Genomic DNA, 19,289 nt, shown 5'->3' with positions numbered 1-19,289 from the left:
GCGTCCTTTACCTTTCGAGGACCGTATCAAGTGCCGTGCGCTGGGCGACAGCGAGTTCTGTGCAGCCCGATACGGCAAGGTCGAGGAGGGAGTTGAGTTCGTCGCGGGCGAAGGGCTCGGCCTCGGCGGTGCCCTGGATCTCGACGAAGCGGCCGTCGCCGGTGCAGACGACGTTCATGTCGGTGTCGGCGCGCACGTCCTCTTCGTAGCAGAGGTCGAGGAGGGGGATGCCGCCGACGATGCCGACGGAGACGGCGCTGACCGTTCCGGTCAGGGGCTGCCGTCCGGCCTTGATGAGTTTGCGGCCCTGGGCCCAGGAGATGGCGTCGGCGAGTGCGACGTAGGCGCCGGTGATGGCGGCGGTGCGGGTGCCTCCGTCGGCCTGGAGGACGTCGCAGTCGAGGACGATGGTGTTCTCGCCGAGTGCTTTGTAGTCGATGACCGCGCGCAGGGAGCGGCCGATGAGGCGGCTGATCTCGTGGGTGCGGCCGCCGATCTTGCCGCGGACGGACTCGCGGTCGCCGCGGGTGTTGGTGGCGCGGGGAAGCATGGAGTATTCGGCGGTGACCCAGCCTTCGCCGCTGCCCTTGCGCCAGCGCGGGACGCCTTCGGTGACCGAGGCGGTGCAGAAGACCTTCGTGTCGCCGAAGGAGACGAGGACGGAGCCTTCGGCGTGCTTGCTCCAGCCGCGTTCGATGGTGGTGGGGCGGAGCTGTTCGGGCGCGCGGCCGTCGATGCGAGACATGGCGAGGAGCCTAGTCGTTCACGGGTGAGGGGCCGTCCCTCGTGCGGGAAGCGGCCCCTCTGGGGTGGGTCTCGGTGTTCTCGCCTTCGTGCTCTTCAGTGGTGCGGTGTCGGGGGGTTCACATCATGTCTTCGATGTCCGCGGCGACGGGGTCGGCGTCGGTGCCGATGACGACCTGGATCGCTGTGCCCATCTTGACGACGCCGTGGGCGCCTGCGGCTTTCAGGGCTGCTTCGTCGACCTTGCTGGGGTCGATGACCTCGGTGCGCAGTCGGGTGATGCAGCCCTCGACTTCTTCGATGTTGTCGATGCCGCCGAGCCCGGCGACGATCTTCTCAGCCTTGCTGGCCATGTCCTACTCCCTGATCCGAACCGCTTTGTCGCAGTAACCCACAGTTGGCCCATCTTCGCGAGCGGTCGTGTCGCCTCTGCCGAATGATGGCGATCATGGCAGCACAACCGTTCGCCGACTGGTCTACACCAGTTTTCAACGGCCGCCAAACTTGGCCTCGTTCCGCGGGGCCCGGGCCGGCGCCGAGGGACGCAGGGAGACACGCATGAGTGCCGACAGTGCGGCCGCGCCCACGCGCTCCCGTTGGGGCGACCTTTTCCAGGGTCTGCAGAAGATGGGGCGCAGCCTTCAGCTGCCCATCGCCGTGCTGCCGGCGGCGGGCATCCTGAATCGTCTGGGGCAGCCGGACGTGTTCGGCGCCGACGGTCTGGGCTGGACGAACGTCTCGAAGGTGATGGCGGGGGCGGGCAGTGCACTGCTGGACGGTTCGCTGGGGCTTCCGCTGCTCTTCTGTGTCGGTGTGGCCATCGGGATGGCGAAGAAGGCCGACGGTTCGACGGCGCTGGCGGCGGTGGCGGGGTTCCTCGTCTACTACAACGTGTTGCGGCAGTTCCCCGAGGACTGTGCGGACCAGGCGAAGGTGGTGGCGGCCGGCTGTCAGGCGGACGACGGCTCGGTGGTGGTCTTCACCTACCAGAATCCGGGTGTCTTCGGCGGCATCCTGATGGGCTTGATGGCCGCCTACTTCTGGCAGCGCTACCACCGCACGAGGCTCGTGGACTGGCTCGGCTTCTTCAACGGCCGCCGGCTGGTGCCGATCATCATGGCGTTCGTGGCGATCGCGTTCGCCGCGCTGTGTCTGTGGGTGTGGCCGCCGATCGGCCGGGGCCTGGAGGATTTCAGTGACTGGCTGGTCAGTCTGGGGGCGTGGGGATCGGGGGTCTTCGGTGTCGCGAACCGTGCGCTGCTGGTGATCGGGCTGCATCAGTTCCTGAATGTGCCCATGTGGTTCCAGTTCGGCAGTTACACGAAGCCTGACGGCACGGTCGTGCACGGTGACATCAACATGTTCCTGGCGGGCGATCCGGATGCGGGGCAGTTCACGTCCGGCTTCTTCCCCATCATGATGTTCGCGCTGCCGGCGGCGTGCCTGGCGATGGCGCACTGCGCGAAGCCGCATCGCCGCAAGGAGATCGGCGGTCTGATGCTGTCGATCGCGTTGACGTCGTTCGTCACGGGCATCACGGAGCCGATCGAGTACTCGTTCGTGTTCATCGCGCCGTTGCTGTACGCGGTGCATGCGGTGCTCACCGGTGTGTCCATGGCGGTGACGTGGGGTCTGGGTGTGCATGACGGTTTCAGCTTCTCGGCGGGGCTGATCGACTACGTCATCAACTGGAATCTGGCGACGAGGCCTTGGGCGATCATTCCGATCGGCCTGTGTTTCGCGGCGGTCTACTACGTCGTGTTCCGTTTCGCGATCACGAAGTTCGACCTGCCGACGCCGGGACGGGAGCCGGACGACGAGGTCGAGGACGTGACGAAGGCGTAGCGGTCGGGAGAGCTTTCCGACGGTGTGTGCGAAGGGCCCCCGGACCTCTGGTCCGGGGGCCCTTCGCTGTGACTTTTGGACGCTTTTACCCGGTTGCATGGCGGCTCGTTCCCCTATGGTCCAGGCCACAAAATTGGCGGGTTCCTTATCCCGCCTTCACCGTGCTACAACAGGTCTACACCACTGAGTGGTGTAGACCACGTGGATGCGTCCATCCCTCGTGCACTCCTCTTTCTCTCCCTCTCCGCTTCCGGCGGCACGCAGCACATGGAGGAACAATGACCACCGCCACAGCTCCGGCGGCCCCCACGAAGAAGTGGGGCTCCGGCCTGCTCCAGGGCCTGCAGAAGGTCGGCCGCAGTCTGCAGCTCCCCATCGCCGTGCTGCCGGCCGCCGGCATCCTGCTCCGTCTCGGCCAGCCCGACGTGTTCGGCGCCGACGGGCTCGGCTGGGACAAGGTCGCATCCGTGTTCGCCACGGCCGGTGACGCGGTCTTCGCCAACCTCCCGCTGCTGTTCTGCGTCGGCATCGCCATCGGCTTCGCCAAGAAGTCCGACGGCTCCACCGCCCTCGCGGCGCTCGTCGGATTCCTCGTCTACAAGAACGTGCTCACCGCGTTCCCGATCACCGAGGCCAAGGTCCAGAAGGGCGCGGACGTCGCCGCGACCTACAACGACCCCAAGGTCCTCGGCGGCATCGTGATGGGTCTGATAGCCGCCGTCACCTGGCAGCGGTTCCACCGCACCAAGCTGCCCGACTGGCTCGGCTTCTTCAACGGCCGCCGTCTCGTCCCGATCCTGATGGCCTTCATCGGCACCGCGGTCGGCGTCTTCTTCGGCCTGGTCTGGGAGCCCGTCGGCGACGTCATCACCAACTTCGGCGAGTGGATGACCGGCCTCGGAGCGGTCGGCGCGGGCATCTTCGGCGCGATCAACCGCGCGCTGCTTCCCGTCGGCATGCACCAGTTCGTGAACACCGTCGCCTGGCAGGAGATCGGTTCCTTCAAGGACTCCGCGGGCACCGTCTGGCACGGTGACCTGCCCCGCTTCTTCCACGGTGACCCGACCGCCGGCCAGTTCATGACGGGCTTCTTCCCCATCATGATGTTCGCGCTGCCGGCCGCCGCCCTCGCGATCACGCACTGCGCCCGCCCCGAGCGGCGCAAGGCCGTGGGCGGCATGATGGTCTCCCTCGCGCTGACGTCGTTCGTCACCGGCATCACCGAGCCGATCGAGTTCGCGTTCATGTTCATCGCGCCGGTGCTGTACGTGATCCACGCGGTGCTGACCGCCCTCTCGATGGCCATCACCTGGGCGCTGGGCGTGCACCACGGCTTCAGCTTCTCCGCCGGTGCCATCGACTACTTCCTGAACTGGAACCTCGCCACCAAGCCATGGATGATCATCCCGATCGGCCTGGTCTTCGCGGCGATCTACTACGTGACCTTCCGCTTCGCGATCATCAAGTTCAACCTCGCCACCCCGGGCCGTGAGCCCGACGAGGAGGTCGAGGACCTCACCAAGGCGTGAGTTCTCGCACCGCGAACGAAAGGCCCCCGGAACCCATGGGTTCCGGGGGCCTTTCGTTCGCGTGCGCGCGGATCGGCGCGAGCTCGCTCAGATCTCGTACGTAGCCCGCGGCGTCGCCAGTTCCACCGGTCCCCCGAACACCTCGCGGGCGTCCACCAGGTTGGCCTGGGGGTCCGTCCACGGCGGGATGTGGGTGAGTACGAGGCGGCGGGCCCCGGCGCGGGTCGCGGTCTCGCCGGCCTCGCGGCCGTTGAGGTGGAGGTCCGGGATGCTCTCCTTGCCGTGTGTGAACGCGGCCTCGCAGAGGAACAGATCCGTGTCCCGGGCCAGTTCGTCGAGCGTGTCGCACACGCCCGTGTCCCCGGAGTACGTGAGCGACCGCCCGCCGTGCTCCACGCGGATGCCGTACGCCTCCACGGGATGGCTGACCTTCTCGGTGTGCACCGAGAAGGGGCCGATCTCGAAGGAGCCCGGCTTGACGGTGTGGAAGTCGAAGACCTCGCTCATGGAGGAGGCGGAGGGGGTGTCCGCGTACGCGGTGGTCAGTCGCTGCTCGGTGCCCTCGGGTCCGTACACCGGAATCGGATCGCAGCGACCGCCGTCGTGGCGGTAGTAGCGCGCGACGAAGTACGCGCACATGTCGATGCAGTGGTCGGCGTGCAGATGGCTGAGGAAGATCGCGTCAAGGTCGTAGAGACCGCAGTGGCGCTGCAGCTCGCCAAGGGCACCGTTGCCCATGTCGAGAAGCAGCCGGAAGCCGTCGGCCTCGATGAGGTAGCTCGAACAGGCCGATTCCGCGGACGGGAACGACCCCGAGCAGCCGACGACGGTGAGCTTCATAAAGCAGAAACCTCCGCTGGCGGGGAGTGAAGTCGGGGGTCGTGCGGTCCGTCGAGCGTAAGGCGCAAAAGGGCGGGTCGCTCCTCCGTCGAGGGCTGTTGTGGGCGAACTCACCTGCGGTGTCACCGGTTCGGGGGCAGCGGGGTGGACGGCGGCATGGGCCGGGGGCACACGGGCGTGGGCGGGGGCGGCCGGTACCGTCGTACGCATGAACACGTGGTGGTGGCTCGCGTTGGCGGCCGTGGTGCTGCTCGCGGGCGTGGCGGCCCTGGTCGACGGGTGGGGGCGCGGGCGGCCCCCCGGCAGGCGGGGGCGGTCGTCGGCGCGGCCGCCGGGAAGGGCCGACGGCGTCGGCCGCTCGCCCCGGCCGCAGCCGGCGGAGATCTGGTGGGCGAATGTGCCGTTCGAGGACGGGCCGGGTGCGAAGGACCGGCCCTGCCTCGTCCTGTCGGTCCGGGGGCGCAGGGCCGTGGTCGCCAAGATCACCACGAAGTACCACGACGGGCGGGGCGGGGTCATCGCGCTTCCCGCTGGGGCCGTGGGTGACGCCCGGGGGCGGGCGAGCTTCCTGGAGACCGATGAGCTGCGGAGGTTGCCGGTGCGGGAGTTCCGGCGGCGGGTGGGGGTGGTGGACCCCGGGGTCTGGGACCGGGTGCGGCACCTGACGAAGTAGGGCTTCGGGCGCCTCGCGCCCGCCCGCGCCGTCCCTCGGTCCGAGCGGCCTCGCGCCCGGCCCCGGACGCCGGACGGGCTGGGAGCAGCCCTCCGGCGTTCGAGGAGCGGGCGTTCCGGGCCGGGGTGATGCCCTACGCCCAGAGCTGGCCCTGCAGTGTCGCGATGGCCTCTTCCGTGGTGGCGGCGGTGTAGACGCCCGTGCTGAGGTACTTCCAGCCGCCGTCGGCCACGACGAAGACGATGTCGGCGGACTCTCCTGCCTGGACGGCCTTGCGCCCGACGCCTATCGCCGCGTGCAGTGCGGCCCCGGTGGACACCCCGGCGAAGATCCCCTCCTGCTGGAGGAGCTCCCGCGTACGGGTGACGGCGTCGGCCGAGCCGACCGAGAAGCGCGTGGTCAGCACCGACGCGTCGTAGAGCTCGGGGACGAAGCCCTCGTCGAGGTTCCGGAGGCCGTAGACGAGGTCGTCGTAGCGCGGCTCCGCGGCGACGATCTTCACGTCCGGCTTCTGCTCGCGGAGGTACCGGCCCACGCCCATCAGCGTTCCGGTGGTGCCGAGTCCCGCGACGAAGTGGGTGACGGAGGGCAGGTCGGTCAGGATCTCCGGGCCTGTCGTGGCGTAGTGCGCGCCCGCGTTGTCGGGGTTGCCGTACTGGTAGAGCATCACCCAGTCGGGGTGTTCGGCGGCGAGCTCCTTCGCCACGCGTACCGCCGTGTTGGAACCGCCCGCCGCCGGTGAGGGGATGATCTCGGCGCCCCACATGGCGAGCAGTTCACGCCGCTCCTGCGAGGTGTTCTCGGGCATGACGCACACCATGCGGTAGCCCTTGAGCTTGGCGGCCATGGCGAGCGAGATGCCGGTGTTGCCGGACGTCGGTTCGAGGATCGTGCAGCCGGGTGTGAGCCTGCCGTCCTTCTCGGCCTGTTCGATCATGTGGAGCGCGGGGCGGTCCTTGACCGAGCCGGTCGGGTTGCGGTCCTCGAGCTTCGCCCAGATGCGGACGTCGGCGGACGGCGAGAGCCGCGGCAGGCGCACCAGAGGGGTGTTGCCCACCGCGGCCAGCGGGGAGTCGTAGCGCATCAGCGATCAGAGCCCGGCAGCCCGGTCAGACCATGCCGCCGGCCACGGCCGGCAGGATGGTGACGCTGTCGCCGTCGGTGAGCTTGGTGTTGATGCCGTCGAGGAAGCGGACGTCCTCGTCGTTCAGGTACACGTTCACGAAGCGGCGCAGTTCGCCTCCGTCCACGATGCGGGCCTGGATGCCCGTGTGGCGGCTCTCGAGGTCGTCGAGGAGCGCGGCGAGGGTCTCCCCGCCGCCCTCGACGGCCTTCTGGCCGTCGGTGTAGGTGCGGAGGATGGTGGGGATGCGGACCTCGATGGCCATGGTTGCGGGCTCCTGTCGGAAGGTGAGTCAGGTCTGGAGTGCGCGCGGCAGCGCGGGAGAAGCCGGGGGCACGCCGGTCGCGGCCCCGCAAAGCCGTGGCTCAGGGCCGTACGGCGGCAGGAATCAGCGCGTACAGATGGCGCTCTGCAGCCTGCACAGGTCGACGTGCAGCCGCGCCACGAGCAGCATGCCCGGCGTCTTGTCGCTCACGTCGTGGGAAACCATGGGCTCATCGTATCGATTCCCGGCCCGGGTCCTGGAATGTGATCTCAGATGATGGATGAATTCTGACCGAAATGTGGGATCGTGCGGGTCAGTAGGCCTCCACCACCGCGACCTCCTCCTCCGTGACCTCGCCGTCGACGATGCGGTACGAGCGGAACTGGAAGTCGCCGAGCCCGTCGGTGTCCGCGGTCGAGACGAGGACGTAGTGCGCGTTCGGCTCGGACGCCAGGGAGATGTCCGTGCGGGACGGGTAGGCCTCGGTCGACGTGTGGGAGTGGTAGACGACCACCGGCTCCTCGTCGCGGTCGTCCATCTCGCGGTAGAGCTTGAACAGGTCGCCCGAGTCGAACTCGTAGAACGTGGGCGACATCGCCGCGTTCAGCATGGGGACGAAGCGCTCGGGGCGGCCGGTGCCCTCCGGGCCCGCGATCACGCCGCACGCCTCGTCGGGGTGGTCCCGGCGCGCGTGCGCGACGATCTGGTCGACGAGGGTCTGGGTGATGGTCAGCATGGTGGTCAGGATAAGCAGACGGCAGCCCCGTACCGAAGGGTGGTACGGGGCTGCCCACATGGTGGGCCACGAGCCCTGCATGCCGGGGGTGGGACCGGGGTCGGTCCGGGTGGCCGCGGCCGGCCGGCCGTCGCGGGCTCCGGTCAGCCGACCTTCTCGAACTCCGGGTCGCGGCGTTCGGTGACCTCGGGGTTCCGTGACTTCAGTACGGCCCAGCCGATGCCCAGTGCGGCGGCCCAGCCCGCCATCACGTACAGGCAGACGCGGGAGTCGGCGTCGTAGGCGATGAGGCCGGTGACGAAGAGGAGGAACGCGACCGCGACCCAGCTGAACTTCGAGCCGCCGGGCGCCGGGAAGGACGAGGCGGGCAGGCGGCCGGCGTCGACGGCGCGGCGGTACAGGATGTGGCTGACGAGGATCATGAGCCAGGTCCAGATGCCTGCCGCCGTGGCGACCGAGACGACATAGCCGAAGGCCTTCTCCGGGACGATGTAGTTCAGGACCACGCCGATGCCCATGAAGAGCATGGAGACGGTGATGCCGAACGCGGGCGTCCTGGTGGCGGACAGCTTGTTGAAGATCCTCGGCGCCTCGCCGTTGTCCGCCAGGGTGCGCAGCATGCGACCGGTGGAGTACATGCCGGAGTTGCAGGAGGAGAGCGCCGCCGTCAGGACGACGAAGTTGACGATGCCGGCGCCTGCGGGGATGCCGATCTTCGCGAAGGCAGCGACGAAGGGGCTGACGCCCGGTGCGAACTCCGTCCACTTCACGACGCAGAGGATGACGGTGAGCGCGCCGACGTAGAAGAGGGCGATGCGCCAGGGCAGGGTGTTGATCGCCTTGGGGAGCGTCTTCTCCGGGTTCTCGGACTCACCGGCGGTGACGCCGACGAGTTCGACGGCCAGGTAGGCGAACATGACGCCCTGCAGGGTCATGAGGGACGAGCCGATGCCCTTGGGGAAGAAGCCGTCGAAGGCCCAGAGGTTGGACACGGCGGCGGTGTCACCGGCGGCGCTGAAGCCGAAGGTGAGGACGCCCAGGCCGATCACGATCATGCCGATGAGGGCGGTGACCTTGACCATCGAGAACCAGAACTCGATCTCGCCGAAGAGCTTGACGGAGATCAGGTTCGCCGTGAACAGCACGAGCAGGAAGACCAGGGCCGTGACCCACTGCGGGATCTGCGGGAACCAGTAGTTGACGTAGATCGCGGCGGCGGTGAGTTCCGCCATGCCGGTGACGACCCACATCAGCCAGTACGTCCAGCCGGTGAAGTAGCCGAAGAACGGGCCGAGGAACTCGCGGGAGTACTCCGCGAAGGAGCCCGAGACCGGACGGTAGAGCAGCAGCTCTCCGAGGGCCCGCATGATGAAGAAGATGATGACGCCCGCGAGGGCGTACATGAGGATGAGGCTGGGGCCGGCCTTGGCGATGTTCGCCCCAGCACCCAGGAAGAGGCCGACGCCGATGGCGCCGCCGATCGCGATCATCTGGACCTGACGGCTGCCGAGCCCGCGTTCGTAGCCCTCTTCGGAGGTGTCGCTGCCGGCGGCACCGCTGCCGCCGCGCTCGTCGTCGTGCTTTCCGACCTGCACCGAGGTCATGTCCGTGCGCCTTTCTCCACGCCGGTCCGAGCCGTCGTCGGCCTCGGACCGTTTCCGATCCCCCCGGATTCCTGGAGTTGAACGGGCTCTGCGAGCCCGCCGAGCGGCCTTCCCGGGGCCGCTCGTGCCTGGCCGGCGGTCGCCGGCTCGGTGGCGCACCCGGCAGGACGTGGGTGGTGTCCTGGCCGGGCGGTCGTGAAGATCTATCACGGCCGCGGCATTGATCACCCGAGGTGCTTGTAGCGCATGCCACAGGAAGAAGCGGACATAGAACACCCGGGCCCCCATAGCAGGCCCGGGTGGTGATGTGATCGTTATCCGGATTTGAGCGTCCGCTGAGCGAACGCTTCATGTCACTTCATCAACGTTTCAACCAACGTTTCCTGCAGTCCGCCGAGCCACAGGTACGCCATCACCATCGGCTTGCGCGGGTCCTCGTCCGGCAGCCGGTAGAGGAGGTCCGTGTCCTCCTCGTCGACGACGTCCAGCCGCGAGCCGATCGCCAGCCGCAGGTCGTTGAGGGAGCTGAGCCACTGCTTCGACTCCTCGGGCGTCAGCTTCAGGACCGCCCCGCCCTCCCGCGCGGCGGCGAGGGTGTCCAGGGAGCGGATCACCACGAGGGCGTTGTCCCGCTTGCCGGCCCGCAGGTCGTTCTCGGTGAAGCGGCGGAACTCCGCGGAGTACGCGCGCTGCTCCTCGGCCTGCTCGGGCGAGGCGGCCTCGACGTCGGGCCCGCTGTACGCGTCCGGGAAGAGGCGCTTGAGCACGGGGTCGGAGGGCGGCTCGCTCGGCCCCTCCGCGAACAGTTCGGCGAGCGGATCGTCGGAGACGTCCTCGCCCGGCCCCGGCCCGATGAGCTCCAGGAGCTGTACGGCGAGGGAGCGGATGATGGAGATCTCGACCTCGTCGAGCGCGACGGCCGCGCCGCCGCCGGGGAGCGGTTCGAAGTGTCCTGGCATCAGGTTGCGTCGCTACTTCCAGTACTGCGCGGGTGTCGGGCAGGTGCCGGTCGTGCCGGGTCGGGCCGGGTCGTCCCCGGTCGTGCCGGGACGCCGGTCATTTCCGGTCGTGCTGGAGGGTGGCCCACAGACCGTAGCCGTGCATGGCCTGCACATCGCGCTCCATCTCCTCACGGGTGCCGCTGGAGACAACGGCCCGGCCTTTGTGGTGGACGTCCATCATCAGCTTGGTGGCCTTGTCCTTCGAGTAGCCGAAGTACGACTGGAAGACGTAGGTCACGTAGCTCATGAGGTTGACCGGATCGTTGTGGACGATGGTCACCCACGGGACGTCGGGCTCGGGTACGGCGAATACCTCCTCCGCCGACTCGGTCTTTTCGGTCTCTAGGGGTGCGGGAGCCGTCACACGGCCCATGCTGCCACCACAGGCGGGTGCCCGGCCAAACGAGCCCCACAAATCACGAACCCTACAAATCGTCAGAGTGACGAGATAGGGGGTAGCATCCCTGCCATGAACACTGCGGACCTGGGGCTGCCGGTGGACGTGCCGTCGACAGCGCTCTTCACGGACCACTACGAGCTCACCATGCTGCAGGCCGCCCTCAAGGGCGGTACCGCCGACCGGCGTTCGGTCTTCGAGGTTTTCACGCGCAGACTGCCCGAGGGCCGCCGGTACGGCGTGGTCGCGGGGACCGGGCGGGTCCTGGACGCGGTCGAGAACTTCCGCTTCGACCCGGACGTCCTCGGCTTCCTCCGCGAGCGCCGCGTGGTGGACGAGCCGACGCTGGAGTGGCTGGCCTCGTACCGCTTCGGCGGTGACGTCTGGGGCTACCCGGAGGGCGAGGTGTACTTCCCCGGATCACCCATCCTGCGGGTCGAGGGCTCCTTCGCGGAGTGCGTGCTCCTGGAGACCGTGATCCTCTCCATCCTCAACCACGACTCGGCGATCGCGGCCGCCGCCTCCCGGATGGCCTCGGCCGCCGGAGGACGCCCGCTGATCGAGATGGGCGCCCGGCGCACCCACGAGCTGGCCGCGGTGGCGGCGTCCCGGGCCGCGTACGTCGGTGGCTTCACGACCACCTCGGACCTGGCCGCGGGCTTCCGCTACGGCATTCCGACGGTCGGGACCTCCGCCCACGCCTTCACCCTCCTGCACGACAGCGAGCGGGACGCCTTCCGCGCCCAGGTGGACTCGCTCGGCCGGGGCACCACGCTGCTGGTGGACACGTACGACGTCGCCGAGGCCGTCCGGCTGGCCGTCGAGGTGGCGGGCCCCGAGCTCGGCGCCGTCCGCATCGACTCCGGTGACCTGCTGCTCGTCGCGCACCGGGTGCGTCAGCAGCTGGACGAGCTGGGCGCCACGAAGACGCGGATCATCGTGACCTCGGACCTGGACGAGTACGCGATCGCCTCGATGGCCGCGGCGCCCGTGGACGCGTACGGCGTGGGCACCCAGCTGGTGACGGGATCCGGCCATCCGACCGCTTCGATGGTCTACAAGCTCGTCGCGCGTGCCGAGTCGGCGGACCCGAAGGCTCCGCTGGTGCCGGTGGCCAAGAAGTCGTCCGGCGGCAAGACGTCCGTCGGCGGCCGCAAGTGGGCCGCGCGGCGGCTGGACGCGTACGGGACCGCCGAGGCCGAGGTGATCGGCACGGGGGCGGTCCCGGCCGAGCTCAGCGACCGTCAGCTCCTGGTGGAGCTCGTCAAGGGCGGCCAGGTCGTCGCCCGCGAGCCACTGGACGTCGTACGCGAACGGCATGCGGCGGCCCGCGCGAACCTGCCCCTCTCGGCGACGCAGCTGTCGCGGGGGGAAGCCGTCATTCCGACCGAGTACGTGTGAGACGGGTGTGCCCGGGCCCGAGGCGTGGCCGGGGCACGCCTCAGGCCACCCCGGGTCCGAACGGGCATGAACGGGCGGTGAGCCGGGAAAGGCAACGGCAACGACCGCCCCTCCCGCCCACATCGTGAACGCTCCGGGCCCGGTCACACGGTCGCGCCCCGCCAGGGGCGCGGGTAACTGCGCGACCAGCCCCCATGCACCCGCAGACCACGAACCGCTCCCCGCGGAGCGCCAGGCAGAAGGACACCGACATGCGCCGCGCCCTGATCGTCGTAGACGTCCAGAACGACTTCTGCGAGGGAGGCAGCCTCGCGGTGCCCGGCGGCGCCGACGTCGCCGCCGCGATCACGGAACTGATCGGGCAGGCCCCCGCCGGCTACCGCCATGTGGTGGCCACCCGGGACCACCACATCGCGCCCGGCGGCCACTTCGCCGACAACCCCGACTACGTCCACTCCTGGCCCGCGCACTGCGTGGCCGGCACCGAGGGCGTGGGCTTCCACCCGAACTTCGCTCCGGCGGTCGCGTCCGGCGCGATCGACACCGTCTTCGACAAGGGCGCGTACTCGGCGGCCTACAGCGGCTTCGAGGGTGCCGACGAGAACGGCGTCCCGCTGGGCGACTGGCTGCGCGCCCGTGAGATCACCGAGGTCGACGTCGTGGGCATCGCCACCGACCACTGCGTCCGCGCCACCGCCCTGGACGCGGCCCGCGAGGGCTTCCGTACGCAGGTGCTGCTCGACCTGACGGCGGGTGTGGCCGAGGAGACCACCGCGCGGGCCCTGGAGGAGCTGCGCGAGGCGGGCGTGGAGCTGAGCGGCAAGCCGGTCGTCTGACCGGGGCCCGACAGGGGCGCGGGGAACTGCGCGCCCAGCCCCGACGAACCCGCAGACGAAGCACCCGGCCGAGCGGAGCGCTACCGCATCAGTGCGCGGATCGGATGCCAGAGCTCGGCGCGGGCTTCGGCGCCCGGTGCCGTGCGCCATATGAGGCCGTCGGGGTGGTGCAGGACCGCGGTGATCTCGTCCGGGGTCGGAGGCTCCGCGTTGCCACGCAGGTACACCGCCCGCATGCCCAGGTTGCGCAGTCGCGTCAGGGCGCGGGCGCGGTTGTGGGCATGCACGAGGACGCGTACCGAGCCGCTGCCCGCGGCGGACGGGCTGGGCAGGTTCAACGCCACCACCACCATCCCGTTCGGCAGCTTGCAGAAACCTCCTGCGGCCATGCAGTCACACCCCCGTGAGATTCGGTGTCAATAAGAGAGCCACAGGACGCACCTAAACACGATCGGCCGCAACCCGCCAGAGGGTTGCGGCCGATCATGGTTTGACCTGCGAAAACGCTGTCTACTTCGTCGCGGCCGAGACCTTCACCGTGATCGACGAGCCGTCGCGGGGCTCCCGGACGATCGCGATCTTGGTGTTGGTGTCAGTGATCTTGACACCCGCGGTCGGGTTGGTCTCGTCGTAGTAGGTGTTCGTGCGGTCGTTGAAGATCCGGTTGCCCGGGAGCGACTTGATCTTCGTGGCGACGTCCGCCTTGTGCAGCGTGAAGCCGTCCGTGCGGTACTTGCTGAAGGGCGAGTCGTACGACTGGATGCGGTTGCGCATCACCGTGCCGTCGGCCCACTTCATCGCCTTCGGGTGGGCGTCGACCGGCAGCAGCAGGCCGGTGCCCTTGTGCTGGCTGACGTTGTTGTCCCGCTGGGAGGTGTCCCACTTCCAGATCAGCAGACCGTTCTGGTACGGGAAGTGCTCCACCCAGGACGGACGCGTGTTCGCGAAGCCGAAGTTGTACGGGCCGACCTTGAGGGTCTTGTCGTACGACACGTACTGGCGGTTCTCGGCGATGTAGTACTGCGCGTAGTCCTTGGTGAAGGACGCGCCGATCCGGGAGAACCCGGTGGCCTTCCACGCGGCGTCGGCGGTCTCGGCGTTGTCCGAGAAGACCGCGCTGCCGTCGGCGGTGACGGTGATCCGGTCCGCCGCGAAGCCCTTCTGGGCCACGCCGCCGTCGGTGGAGTAGCGGAAGCGCAGGTCGATCTTCTTGCCCGCGTAGGCGTCGAGCGGGTACGACAGCTTCTTGTACGCGTCCACGGTGCCGGTCAGCGCGGGGCTGCCGCTGGCGTCACGCGGGATGGCCTCGCCGTCGACCGTGCCGTCGACCGGCGTCCACTTGGCGCCGCCGTCGGTGGAGACCTCGGTGTAGAGGTAGTCGAAGTCCGTCTCGATGTCGTACCAGCCGTCGAGGGTCAGCGTGGCCGAGGACTTGCCGGTGAGGTCCACGGAACGGGTCAGCGTGTTCTTGAGGTTGTTCGCGCTGCCGCTCCACCACTGGGTGGCGCCCTGAGCCGGGGTGACGACCTCGGTGGCGACCGCCTTCTTCGGCAGCTCGACCACCAGCGCCTGCGCGTTCTTCGTGTTGTACTCCGCCACGCCCAGCTTGTGGGTGGAGCGCGTCGCGGCCTTGGCCGTGTCGTACTTCAGCCAGCCGAGCTGGAGCTTGTCCCAGGCGGTCATGTCGCCGGGCAGGTCACCGATGTTGTCCTTGCCGGTGCCGAGCCAGGAACCGGAGGACATGAGGGTCCAGAAGGCGGTGGAGTTCTCGGCGGTGTTGGTGGTGTCGTAGTGGTCCGGCAGACCCAGGTCGTGGCCGTACTCGTGGGCGAAGACACCGAGTCCGCCGTTCTCCGGCTGGATCGTGTAGTCGCCGACCCAGATGCCGGAGTCGCCGATCGGCGCGCCACCCATCTTGTTGCCCGCGGGGCCGGTGGCACCGGCGTCCGTGCCGAACGCGTACCAGCGGTGGGCCCAGATGGCGTCCTCGCCCTGTGCGCCGCCGCCCGCGGACTCGTCCTCACCGGCGTGCACGATCTGGAAGTGGTCGATGTAGCCGTCGGGCTCGTTGAAGTTGCCGTCGCCGTCGAAGTCGTTGCGGTCCCACTTGTCGTAGGCGGCCAGCTCGGACTTGATGGCGGCGTCGGACTTGCCCGCGGCCTTCTGGGCGTCGACCCAGGCGGTGACACCGTCGGCGACGGCGTTCCACGCGCAGGTGTCGGGGTCGCACTTGTTGGAGCCGTAGCGGGCCTCGTTGTAGGGCACCTTCACCCAGTCGGAGACCGCGCCGGCGATGGAGTAGCGGCCCGAGGACTGCTTCTCGTAGTACTTCTTCATCGACTCGACACCCTTGCCGGTGCCGAAGTAGAGCTCTTCGAAGTGCTTCTTGTTGTAGTCCGCCTGCCAGGCCGTGCTGTTGTCCTCGGCACGGTCCGGCTTGGCTATCTGGTTGTGCAGCGGGCCGGGGGTGCCGCCGTAGCGGCTGTCCACCTTGTCGCCGAACTCCACGAGAACCGTGAAGATCTGGTCGGTCTTCTCCCGGCCGAGCTCCACGTACTTGCCGTTCTGGAGCTTCACGACCTGCGAGCCGCCGCGATCGGTGACCTTGGCGTCACCGGCTATGACCCTCTTGAGGGCCTCTTCCCGCTGGGCTTCCTGACGATCGGTCAGCGGGCCCTTGAGGTCGTGCTCGTGGTCGGCGTGGTCGTCGGCACGTGCCGGGTCCTGCCGGTTCGCGGCTGCCGTCGGCTGGTCGCCGTCGGCGGCCTGCGCCACCGCGAAGGTCGAGAACGTGGCCGCGGCCGCTGCGAGCGCCACACCCACTGCGGCAGCTCTGAACGTCCATGGTCTGCTGGTCACTTGAGGCAGTCCTCCCTTGCGCACGGGCGCGCGGAAGGAGGGTGTCCAGGTTATGGAGTCCGCGCGCGCTCTATGCGCGTCACAAGTGACGACATTCGATCGGAGTTGAAGGAGAAAAGACAGACCTTGACTTGCACAGGTCAAGTGAGCTATGCACCGGCGGCCGCGCGCCGCGCACTGGCACCCGTCCGCTCACGGCCCATCCGTACAGCGCTCAACAGGCGCGTTCGACAGTCGGGTTGGCAGGCGTCATGACTCCGTGCGCCCCCTGTGCACCGGCACCGTGGGTTAGGTCACGCTTACTGCTCGTTCCGCTAGGGCAGACAGCCGAATAGAGTCGGTTGGCGGCGCGCCGGATTTCCGGTGATTTGCCAAGCGGACACCGTTGTCGCACCCCAGATTCCTATCCGCACCCTCCCCCATCGCGAGAGGCACGGGGGGAGACCCCCATCCCGAGGACGGAACTGCCATGCCTCGTCCGACCGCCGCACAGCTCGCCTACGGTTCCTGCACCGTGATCTTCTCCACGCTCGCCATGCTGCTGCTGTCACAGACGAGTTCAGGCCTGGGGATCGTGGTCATCACGCTCTCCGCCCTCGTGCTCGGACTCCTCGTGGCCATGACGGTTCCCGTCCCGAAACCCGCCGCGGCCGTCGCCCCGGCGGCGTCCGTCGCCCGCCCCTCGCCCGTCGCCGTCACGGAACAGCGTGTTCCGGCGCGGCGCGAGACCGTCAGCGTCGCCGGCGCGCCCGAACCGGTCCGCGAGCGCGCCTGACGCGGCGCCCGCCACCGGGTCACCGATTCCTCGACACGTAGCGGCACCAAGTGGCATGAAGCGGCACGGAACCGGCGGTCCCGTTCTCACGGGCCCGCCGGTTCCGTGCCGCCGTCCGTCGGCCGCCGCCCGTCGGCTCAGTCGGTGCTGACCACCACTGTTTTCGCCGCCTTGTCGTGCAGGCCCTGCTTGTACGGCTTGTCGAAGAAGCTCCAGCCGCCCGTGATGGCGGTCCAGATGCACGCGCAGCAGAACGCGAACGGCACCCACAGCACCAGCGCTCGGACCAGTGAGGTCTGCGTGGAGGGCGTGGAGCCGTTGTCGAGGTTCGCCACCCGCAGATGCAGCCACTTCTTGCCGAGGGTCTGTCCCGACCTGGTGGTCATGAAGGTGTCGTAGCCGACGTAGAGCAGCAGGGCGATCAGGGACTGCCCGAAGGACTTGCCGTACTCGATCTTGTCCGTGTCGACGTCGTACTCGTTGACGCCGAAGCCCCACGTCAGCAGCCACACCACGATGATGACGAGGACCATGTCGATGATCCGCGCGAGCACGCGCTTGCCGCTGTCGGCGAGCGGTGGCATCCCGGCCAGCGGGTCGTTGGCGTACGGGCCACCGCCGTAGGGGTCACCTCCGCCCCCGTAGGGCGGTGGTGTGGCGCCGTAGGGGTCACCGCCCTGCGGGGGCTGTTCACCGTACGGGGGACTGCCGTACGGGGGACTGCCGTACGGGGGGCCCTGGCCCGCGCCGCCGGCGTCGCCGCCCGCGCCCGGGGAGCCGGGCGGCGGGGTGCCGTGCGGGGTGCCGTCGCCCTGTCCGGGCGCCGGCGGCTGCTTCTGAAACGGATCGTCGTCCGGCGGCTTCCTGAACGGATCGTCGTCCGGCGGGGGCGGCGGCTCGGTCGTCATGCCCCGAGTCGACCGCGAACCCCGCGACTGCGCAATGGGGGACGGCCGTCCGGAGTACCTGTCAGCCGGCGACGAACGTGTGGGCCGCCTTGTCGTGCCAGCACTGGCGCCACGGACGGTCGAACAGACCCCACACGACACCCACGACACCGATGACGAGGACACCCGGGACGCTGTAGACGAGCCAGCGGCGCAGGGCCAGGCCGAACGACGGCGGGTCGCCGCCCTCGATGTCCCGCACCTGCAGGCCGCACAGCTTCTTGCCGAGGGTGCGGCCCCACTTGGCGGTGGGCAGCGCCTCGTAGAGGACGCCGAAGACGATCAGCACGCCCAGGACGGCGCCGAGGTAGAGGGCGGTCGTGCCGTCCAGCAGCCAGACCGTGACCGTCTCGCCGGAGAGCTTGGCCGCGTCGATCTTCTCGTTGACGTGGTCGAGAGCTCTGGTCCCCAGGGGAACGGCGGCCGCGCCGGTGACCGCGGCCAGTACGAGCGTGTCCACGAGCCGGGCGGCGAAGCGCTTCCCGAGCCCCGCCGGGCGCGCGTTCGCCTGGGAGCGGGCGACCGCCTGGAACGGGTCCTCCCGCACCGGCTTCCACGGCACGACGGGCTGCTCCTCGTCCGGCCCGGCCAGCCGGTGCACCTGCTGGGCCCAGGAGGGCTGTCCGCCGCCGAGGCCCGCGCTCATGGGCGCCTGGGCACCGGACTGCGGGGGCACACCGGCAGCGGACTGCTGGGGGGCGGCCGGAGCGGCCGGGGAGGCTGCCACGGAGGCCTGGGCGGCGGCTCCCTGGGCGGCGGCTCCCGGAGCAGGGCTGGTCGGTGTCTGGGCCGCTGGGCCCTGGGCCGCTGCTTTCTGGGCCGTGGAGGGCTGTGCCCCGCGCTGCTGTCCCGCTCGCGGCGTCATGGCCCGGAAGGCCATCGTGCCCTCGGACGCGAGGGGTTCGCGGGAGCCGGGTACGCCGGGACCGGCGGAGCCGTCGGCGCCGGCCGGAGCCGCGGCCGCGGCGTCCGTGCCCGGGTTGTTGGCGCGTGCCCCACCGGGCGTGCCCGCGACGTGCGCGCGCCCGGCGCCCATGGCACCGGCCGCTCCCGCGGTCCCCGAAGACCCCGCCGCCCCGGTGGGACGTACCGGCCCCTTGGGCCTGCGGAACACCACGGTGCCGCCGGAGGCGGGAGGCGTGGGCGCCCCGGTGTCCTCCTCGGAGTCGGACGGGTGGAACGTGGCCGTGCCGTCCGTGTGGTCCAACCTGCCCTCGGGCTGCGTGGACGGGGCCGGCTCCGACGGGACGCGCGGGTCCGGTGAACCCCAGCGGACCCGGCGGTCCGGATCGCCGCCGAAGCCGCTCTGCCGGGAACGGTCGGCGCCCCACGCGGTGGCCGGCTCGGGCCGGCTGCCGTGCTGCGCCTCGGCCGGTGACGGGCCCGCGGCGGGCGGGTCCTCGTCGAAGAAGTGCGGGCCCGTCTCCTCCGTGGACAGGGGCGCGGGCTGCGCGTCCGCGGACGACGAGAGCTGTGCGCCGCCGTCCGGCGAAGGCCGACTGGTGCCCGGTACCCACGCGGCACCGTTCCAGTACCGGACATATCCAGGAATGGACGGGTCCGGGTAATACCCTTCGCGGGGCCTGTCGTCACCGGGGGCCGGGGTTGGGGCGCTCATGTCCGTCGTCCCGTATCTGCTCGGGGGTCGTGTTGAGCGTCCACATCTATCAGACCGGCGCAACCACCACCGCCCCTCCTCGCGTACCTACCCCCT

General features: G+C 69.5%; 20 protein-coding genes. 6 read left to right on the top strand and 14 right to left on the bottom strand.

The features are described 5' to 3' along the window. Window positions 1-7 precede the first annotated feature (7 nt). Complete coding sequence (gene rph, locus O1Q96_RS06440) at window positions 8-745, bottom strand: ribonuclease PH (protein ID WP_217455595.1); 738 nt, start codon at window positions 743-745, stop codon at window positions 8-10. Window positions 746-863: 118 nt separating this feature from the next. Further along, a complete protein-coding gene (locus tag O1Q96_RS06435; protein WP_217455596.1) occupies window positions 864-1,097 on the bottom strand; it encodes a PTS sugar transporter subunit IIB in 234 nt (77 codons plus the stop codon). Between the two features lie 205 nt (window positions 1,098-1,302). On the opposite strand from O1Q96_RS06435, the gene O1Q96_RS06430 reads away from it, so the two are divergent. Both O1Q96_RS06430 and O1Q96_RS06425 read left to right on the top strand, forming a co-directional pair. Continuing rightward, window positions 1,303-2,589 (top strand): PTS transporter subunit EIIC, encoded by a 1,287-nt coding sequence (locus O1Q96_RS06430; RefSeq protein WP_269253503.1) that lies wholly within the window; start codon window positions 1,303-1,305, stop codon window positions 2,587-2,589. Between the two features lie 278 nt (window positions 2,590-2,867). Further along, the gene (locus tag O1Q96_RS06425; RefSeq protein ID WP_269247240.1) at window positions 2,868-4,118 is read left to right on the top strand and encodes a PTS transporter subunit EIIC; all 1,251 of its coding nucleotides are present in this window, start codon (window positions 2,868-2,870) and stop codon (window positions 4,116-4,118) included. 87 nt (window positions 4,119-4,205) lie between these two features. Here O1Q96_RS06425 and O1Q96_RS06420 read toward each other — a convergent pair whose 3' ends face one another. Continuing rightward, the gene (locus O1Q96_RS06420) at window positions 4,206-4,958 is read right to left on the bottom strand and encodes an MBL fold metallo-hydrolase (protein ID WP_217455598.1); all 753 of its coding nucleotides are present in this window, start codon (window positions 4,956-4,958) and stop codon (window positions 4,206-4,208) included. A gap of 208 nt (window positions 4,959-5,166) precedes the next feature. Here O1Q96_RS06420 and O1Q96_RS06415 point away from each other — a divergent pair, with 208 nt between their 5' ends. Continuing rightward, window positions 5,167-5,631, top strand: coding sequence for a type II toxin-antitoxin system PemK/MazF family toxin (locus tag O1Q96_RS06415; protein WP_269247239.1), 465 nt, complete (start codon window positions 5,167-5,169; stop codon window positions 5,629-5,631). 133 nt (window positions 5,632-5,764) lie between these two features. On the opposite strand, the gene O1Q96_RS06410 is transcribed toward O1Q96_RS06415, so the two are convergent. The 7 genes from O1Q96_RS06410 to clpS all read right to left on the bottom strand — a co-directional run bounded on the left by O1Q96_RS06410 (window position 5,765) and on the right by clpS (window position 10,733). Beyond that, on the bottom strand, window positions 5,765-6,715 hold the full coding sequence (locus tag O1Q96_RS06410) for a PLP-dependent cysteine synthase family protein (RefSeq protein ID WP_269247238.1): 951 nt from the start codon (window positions 6,713-6,715) through the stop codon (window positions 5,765-5,767). Between the two features lie 25 nt (window positions 6,716-6,740). Beyond that, entirely contained in the window at window positions 6,741-7,019 is a 279-nt protein-coding gene (locus O1Q96_RS06405; RefSeq protein ID WP_269247237.1) for a MoaD/ThiS family protein, read from the bottom strand. A gap of 123 nt (window positions 7,020-7,142) precedes the next feature. Then, complete coding sequence (locus O1Q96_RS44190) at window positions 7,143-7,244, bottom strand: putative leader peptide (protein ID WP_313904860.1); 102 nt, start codon at window positions 7,242-7,244, stop codon at window positions 7,143-7,145. 88 nt (window positions 7,245-7,332) lie between these two features. Beyond that, on the bottom strand, window positions 7,333-7,755 hold the full coding sequence (locus O1Q96_RS06400) for a M67 family metallopeptidase (protein WP_269247236.1): 423 nt from the start codon (window positions 7,753-7,755) through the stop codon (window positions 7,333-7,335). Window positions 7,756-7,898: 143 nt separating this feature from the next. Then, window positions 7,899-9,359, bottom strand: a complete 1,461-nt coding sequence (locus O1Q96_RS06395) for an amino acid permease (RefSeq protein WP_269247235.1) — start codon at window positions 9,357-9,359, stop codon at window positions 7,899-7,901. 353 nt (window positions 9,360-9,712) lie between these two features. Next, window positions 9,713-10,318 carry a DUF2017 domain-containing protein gene (locus O1Q96_RS06390; RefSeq protein ID WP_269247234.1) on the bottom strand — a complete coding sequence of 202 codons (606 nt, stop codon included), beginning with the start codon at window positions 10,316-10,318 and terminating at the stop codon, window positions 9,713-9,715. Window positions 10,319-10,415: 97 nt separating this feature from the next. Continuing rightward, a complete protein-coding gene (gene clpS, locus O1Q96_RS06385; protein WP_217455605.1) occupies window positions 10,416-10,733 on the bottom strand; it encodes an ATP-dependent Clp protease adapter ClpS in 318 nt (105 codons plus the stop codon). 96 nt (window positions 10,734-10,829) lie between these two features. Here clpS and O1Q96_RS06380 point away from each other — a divergent pair, with 96 nt between their 5' ends. Together O1Q96_RS06380 and O1Q96_RS06375 are read left to right on the top strand one after the other, a co-directional pair. Then, window positions 10,830-12,158 carry a nicotinate phosphoribosyltransferase gene (locus O1Q96_RS06380; RefSeq protein ID WP_269247233.1) on the top strand — a complete coding sequence of 443 codons (1,329 nt, stop codon included), beginning with the start codon at window positions 10,830-10,832 and terminating at the stop codon, window positions 12,156-12,158. Between the two features lie 251 nt (window positions 12,159-12,409). Next, window positions 12,410-12,994 (top strand): nicotinamidase, encoded by a 585-nt coding sequence (locus O1Q96_RS06375; RefSeq protein WP_269247232.1) that lies wholly within the window; start codon window positions 12,410-12,412, stop codon window positions 12,992-12,994. Between the two features lie 80 nt (window positions 12,995-13,074). Here the strand turns inward: O1Q96_RS06375 and O1Q96_RS06370 are convergent, their stop codons facing one another. Together O1Q96_RS06370 and O1Q96_RS06365 are read right to left on the bottom strand one after the other, a co-directional pair. Further along, complete coding sequence (locus tag O1Q96_RS06370) at window positions 13,075-13,383, bottom strand: hypothetical protein (protein ID WP_269247231.1); 309 nt, start codon at window positions 13,381-13,383, stop codon at window positions 13,075-13,077. A 121-nt stretch (window positions 13,384-13,504) separates the two neighbouring features. Further along, window positions 13,505-15,853, bottom strand: a complete 2,349-nt coding sequence (locus O1Q96_RS06365) for an immune inhibitor A domain-containing protein (protein WP_269247230.1) — start codon at window positions 15,851-15,853, stop codon at window positions 13,505-13,507. Window positions 15,854-16,322: 469 nt separating this feature from the next. Between O1Q96_RS06365 and O1Q96_RS06360 the strand changes: the two genes are divergently transcribed. Further along, entirely contained in the window at window positions 16,323-16,628 is a 306-nt protein-coding gene (locus O1Q96_RS06360) for a hypothetical protein (RefSeq protein ID WP_269247229.1), read from the top strand. A 137-nt stretch (window positions 16,629-16,765) separates the two neighbouring features. On the opposite strand, the gene O1Q96_RS06355 is transcribed toward O1Q96_RS06360, so the two are convergent. Beyond that, on the bottom strand, window positions 16,766-17,536 hold the full coding sequence (locus O1Q96_RS06355) for an RDD family protein (RefSeq protein WP_269247228.1): 771 nt from the start codon (window positions 17,534-17,536) through the stop codon (window positions 16,766-16,768). Window positions 17,537-17,597: 61 nt separating this feature from the next. Next, a complete protein-coding gene (locus tag O1Q96_RS06350; RefSeq protein ID WP_269247227.1) occupies window positions 17,598-19,193 on the bottom strand; it encodes an RDD family protein in 1,596 nt (531 codons plus the stop codon). Between the last annotated feature and the right edge of the window lie 96 nt (window positions 19,194-19,289).

The sequence above is a fragment of the Streptomyces aurantiacus genome, from assembly GCF_027107535.1.
GTDB lineage: Bacteria > Actinomycetota > Actinomycetes > Streptomycetales > Streptomycetaceae > Streptomyces.
The sequence above is the reverse complement of the archived record's forward strand: the minus strand, read 5'-3'. Positions and strand labels throughout refer to the sequence as shown.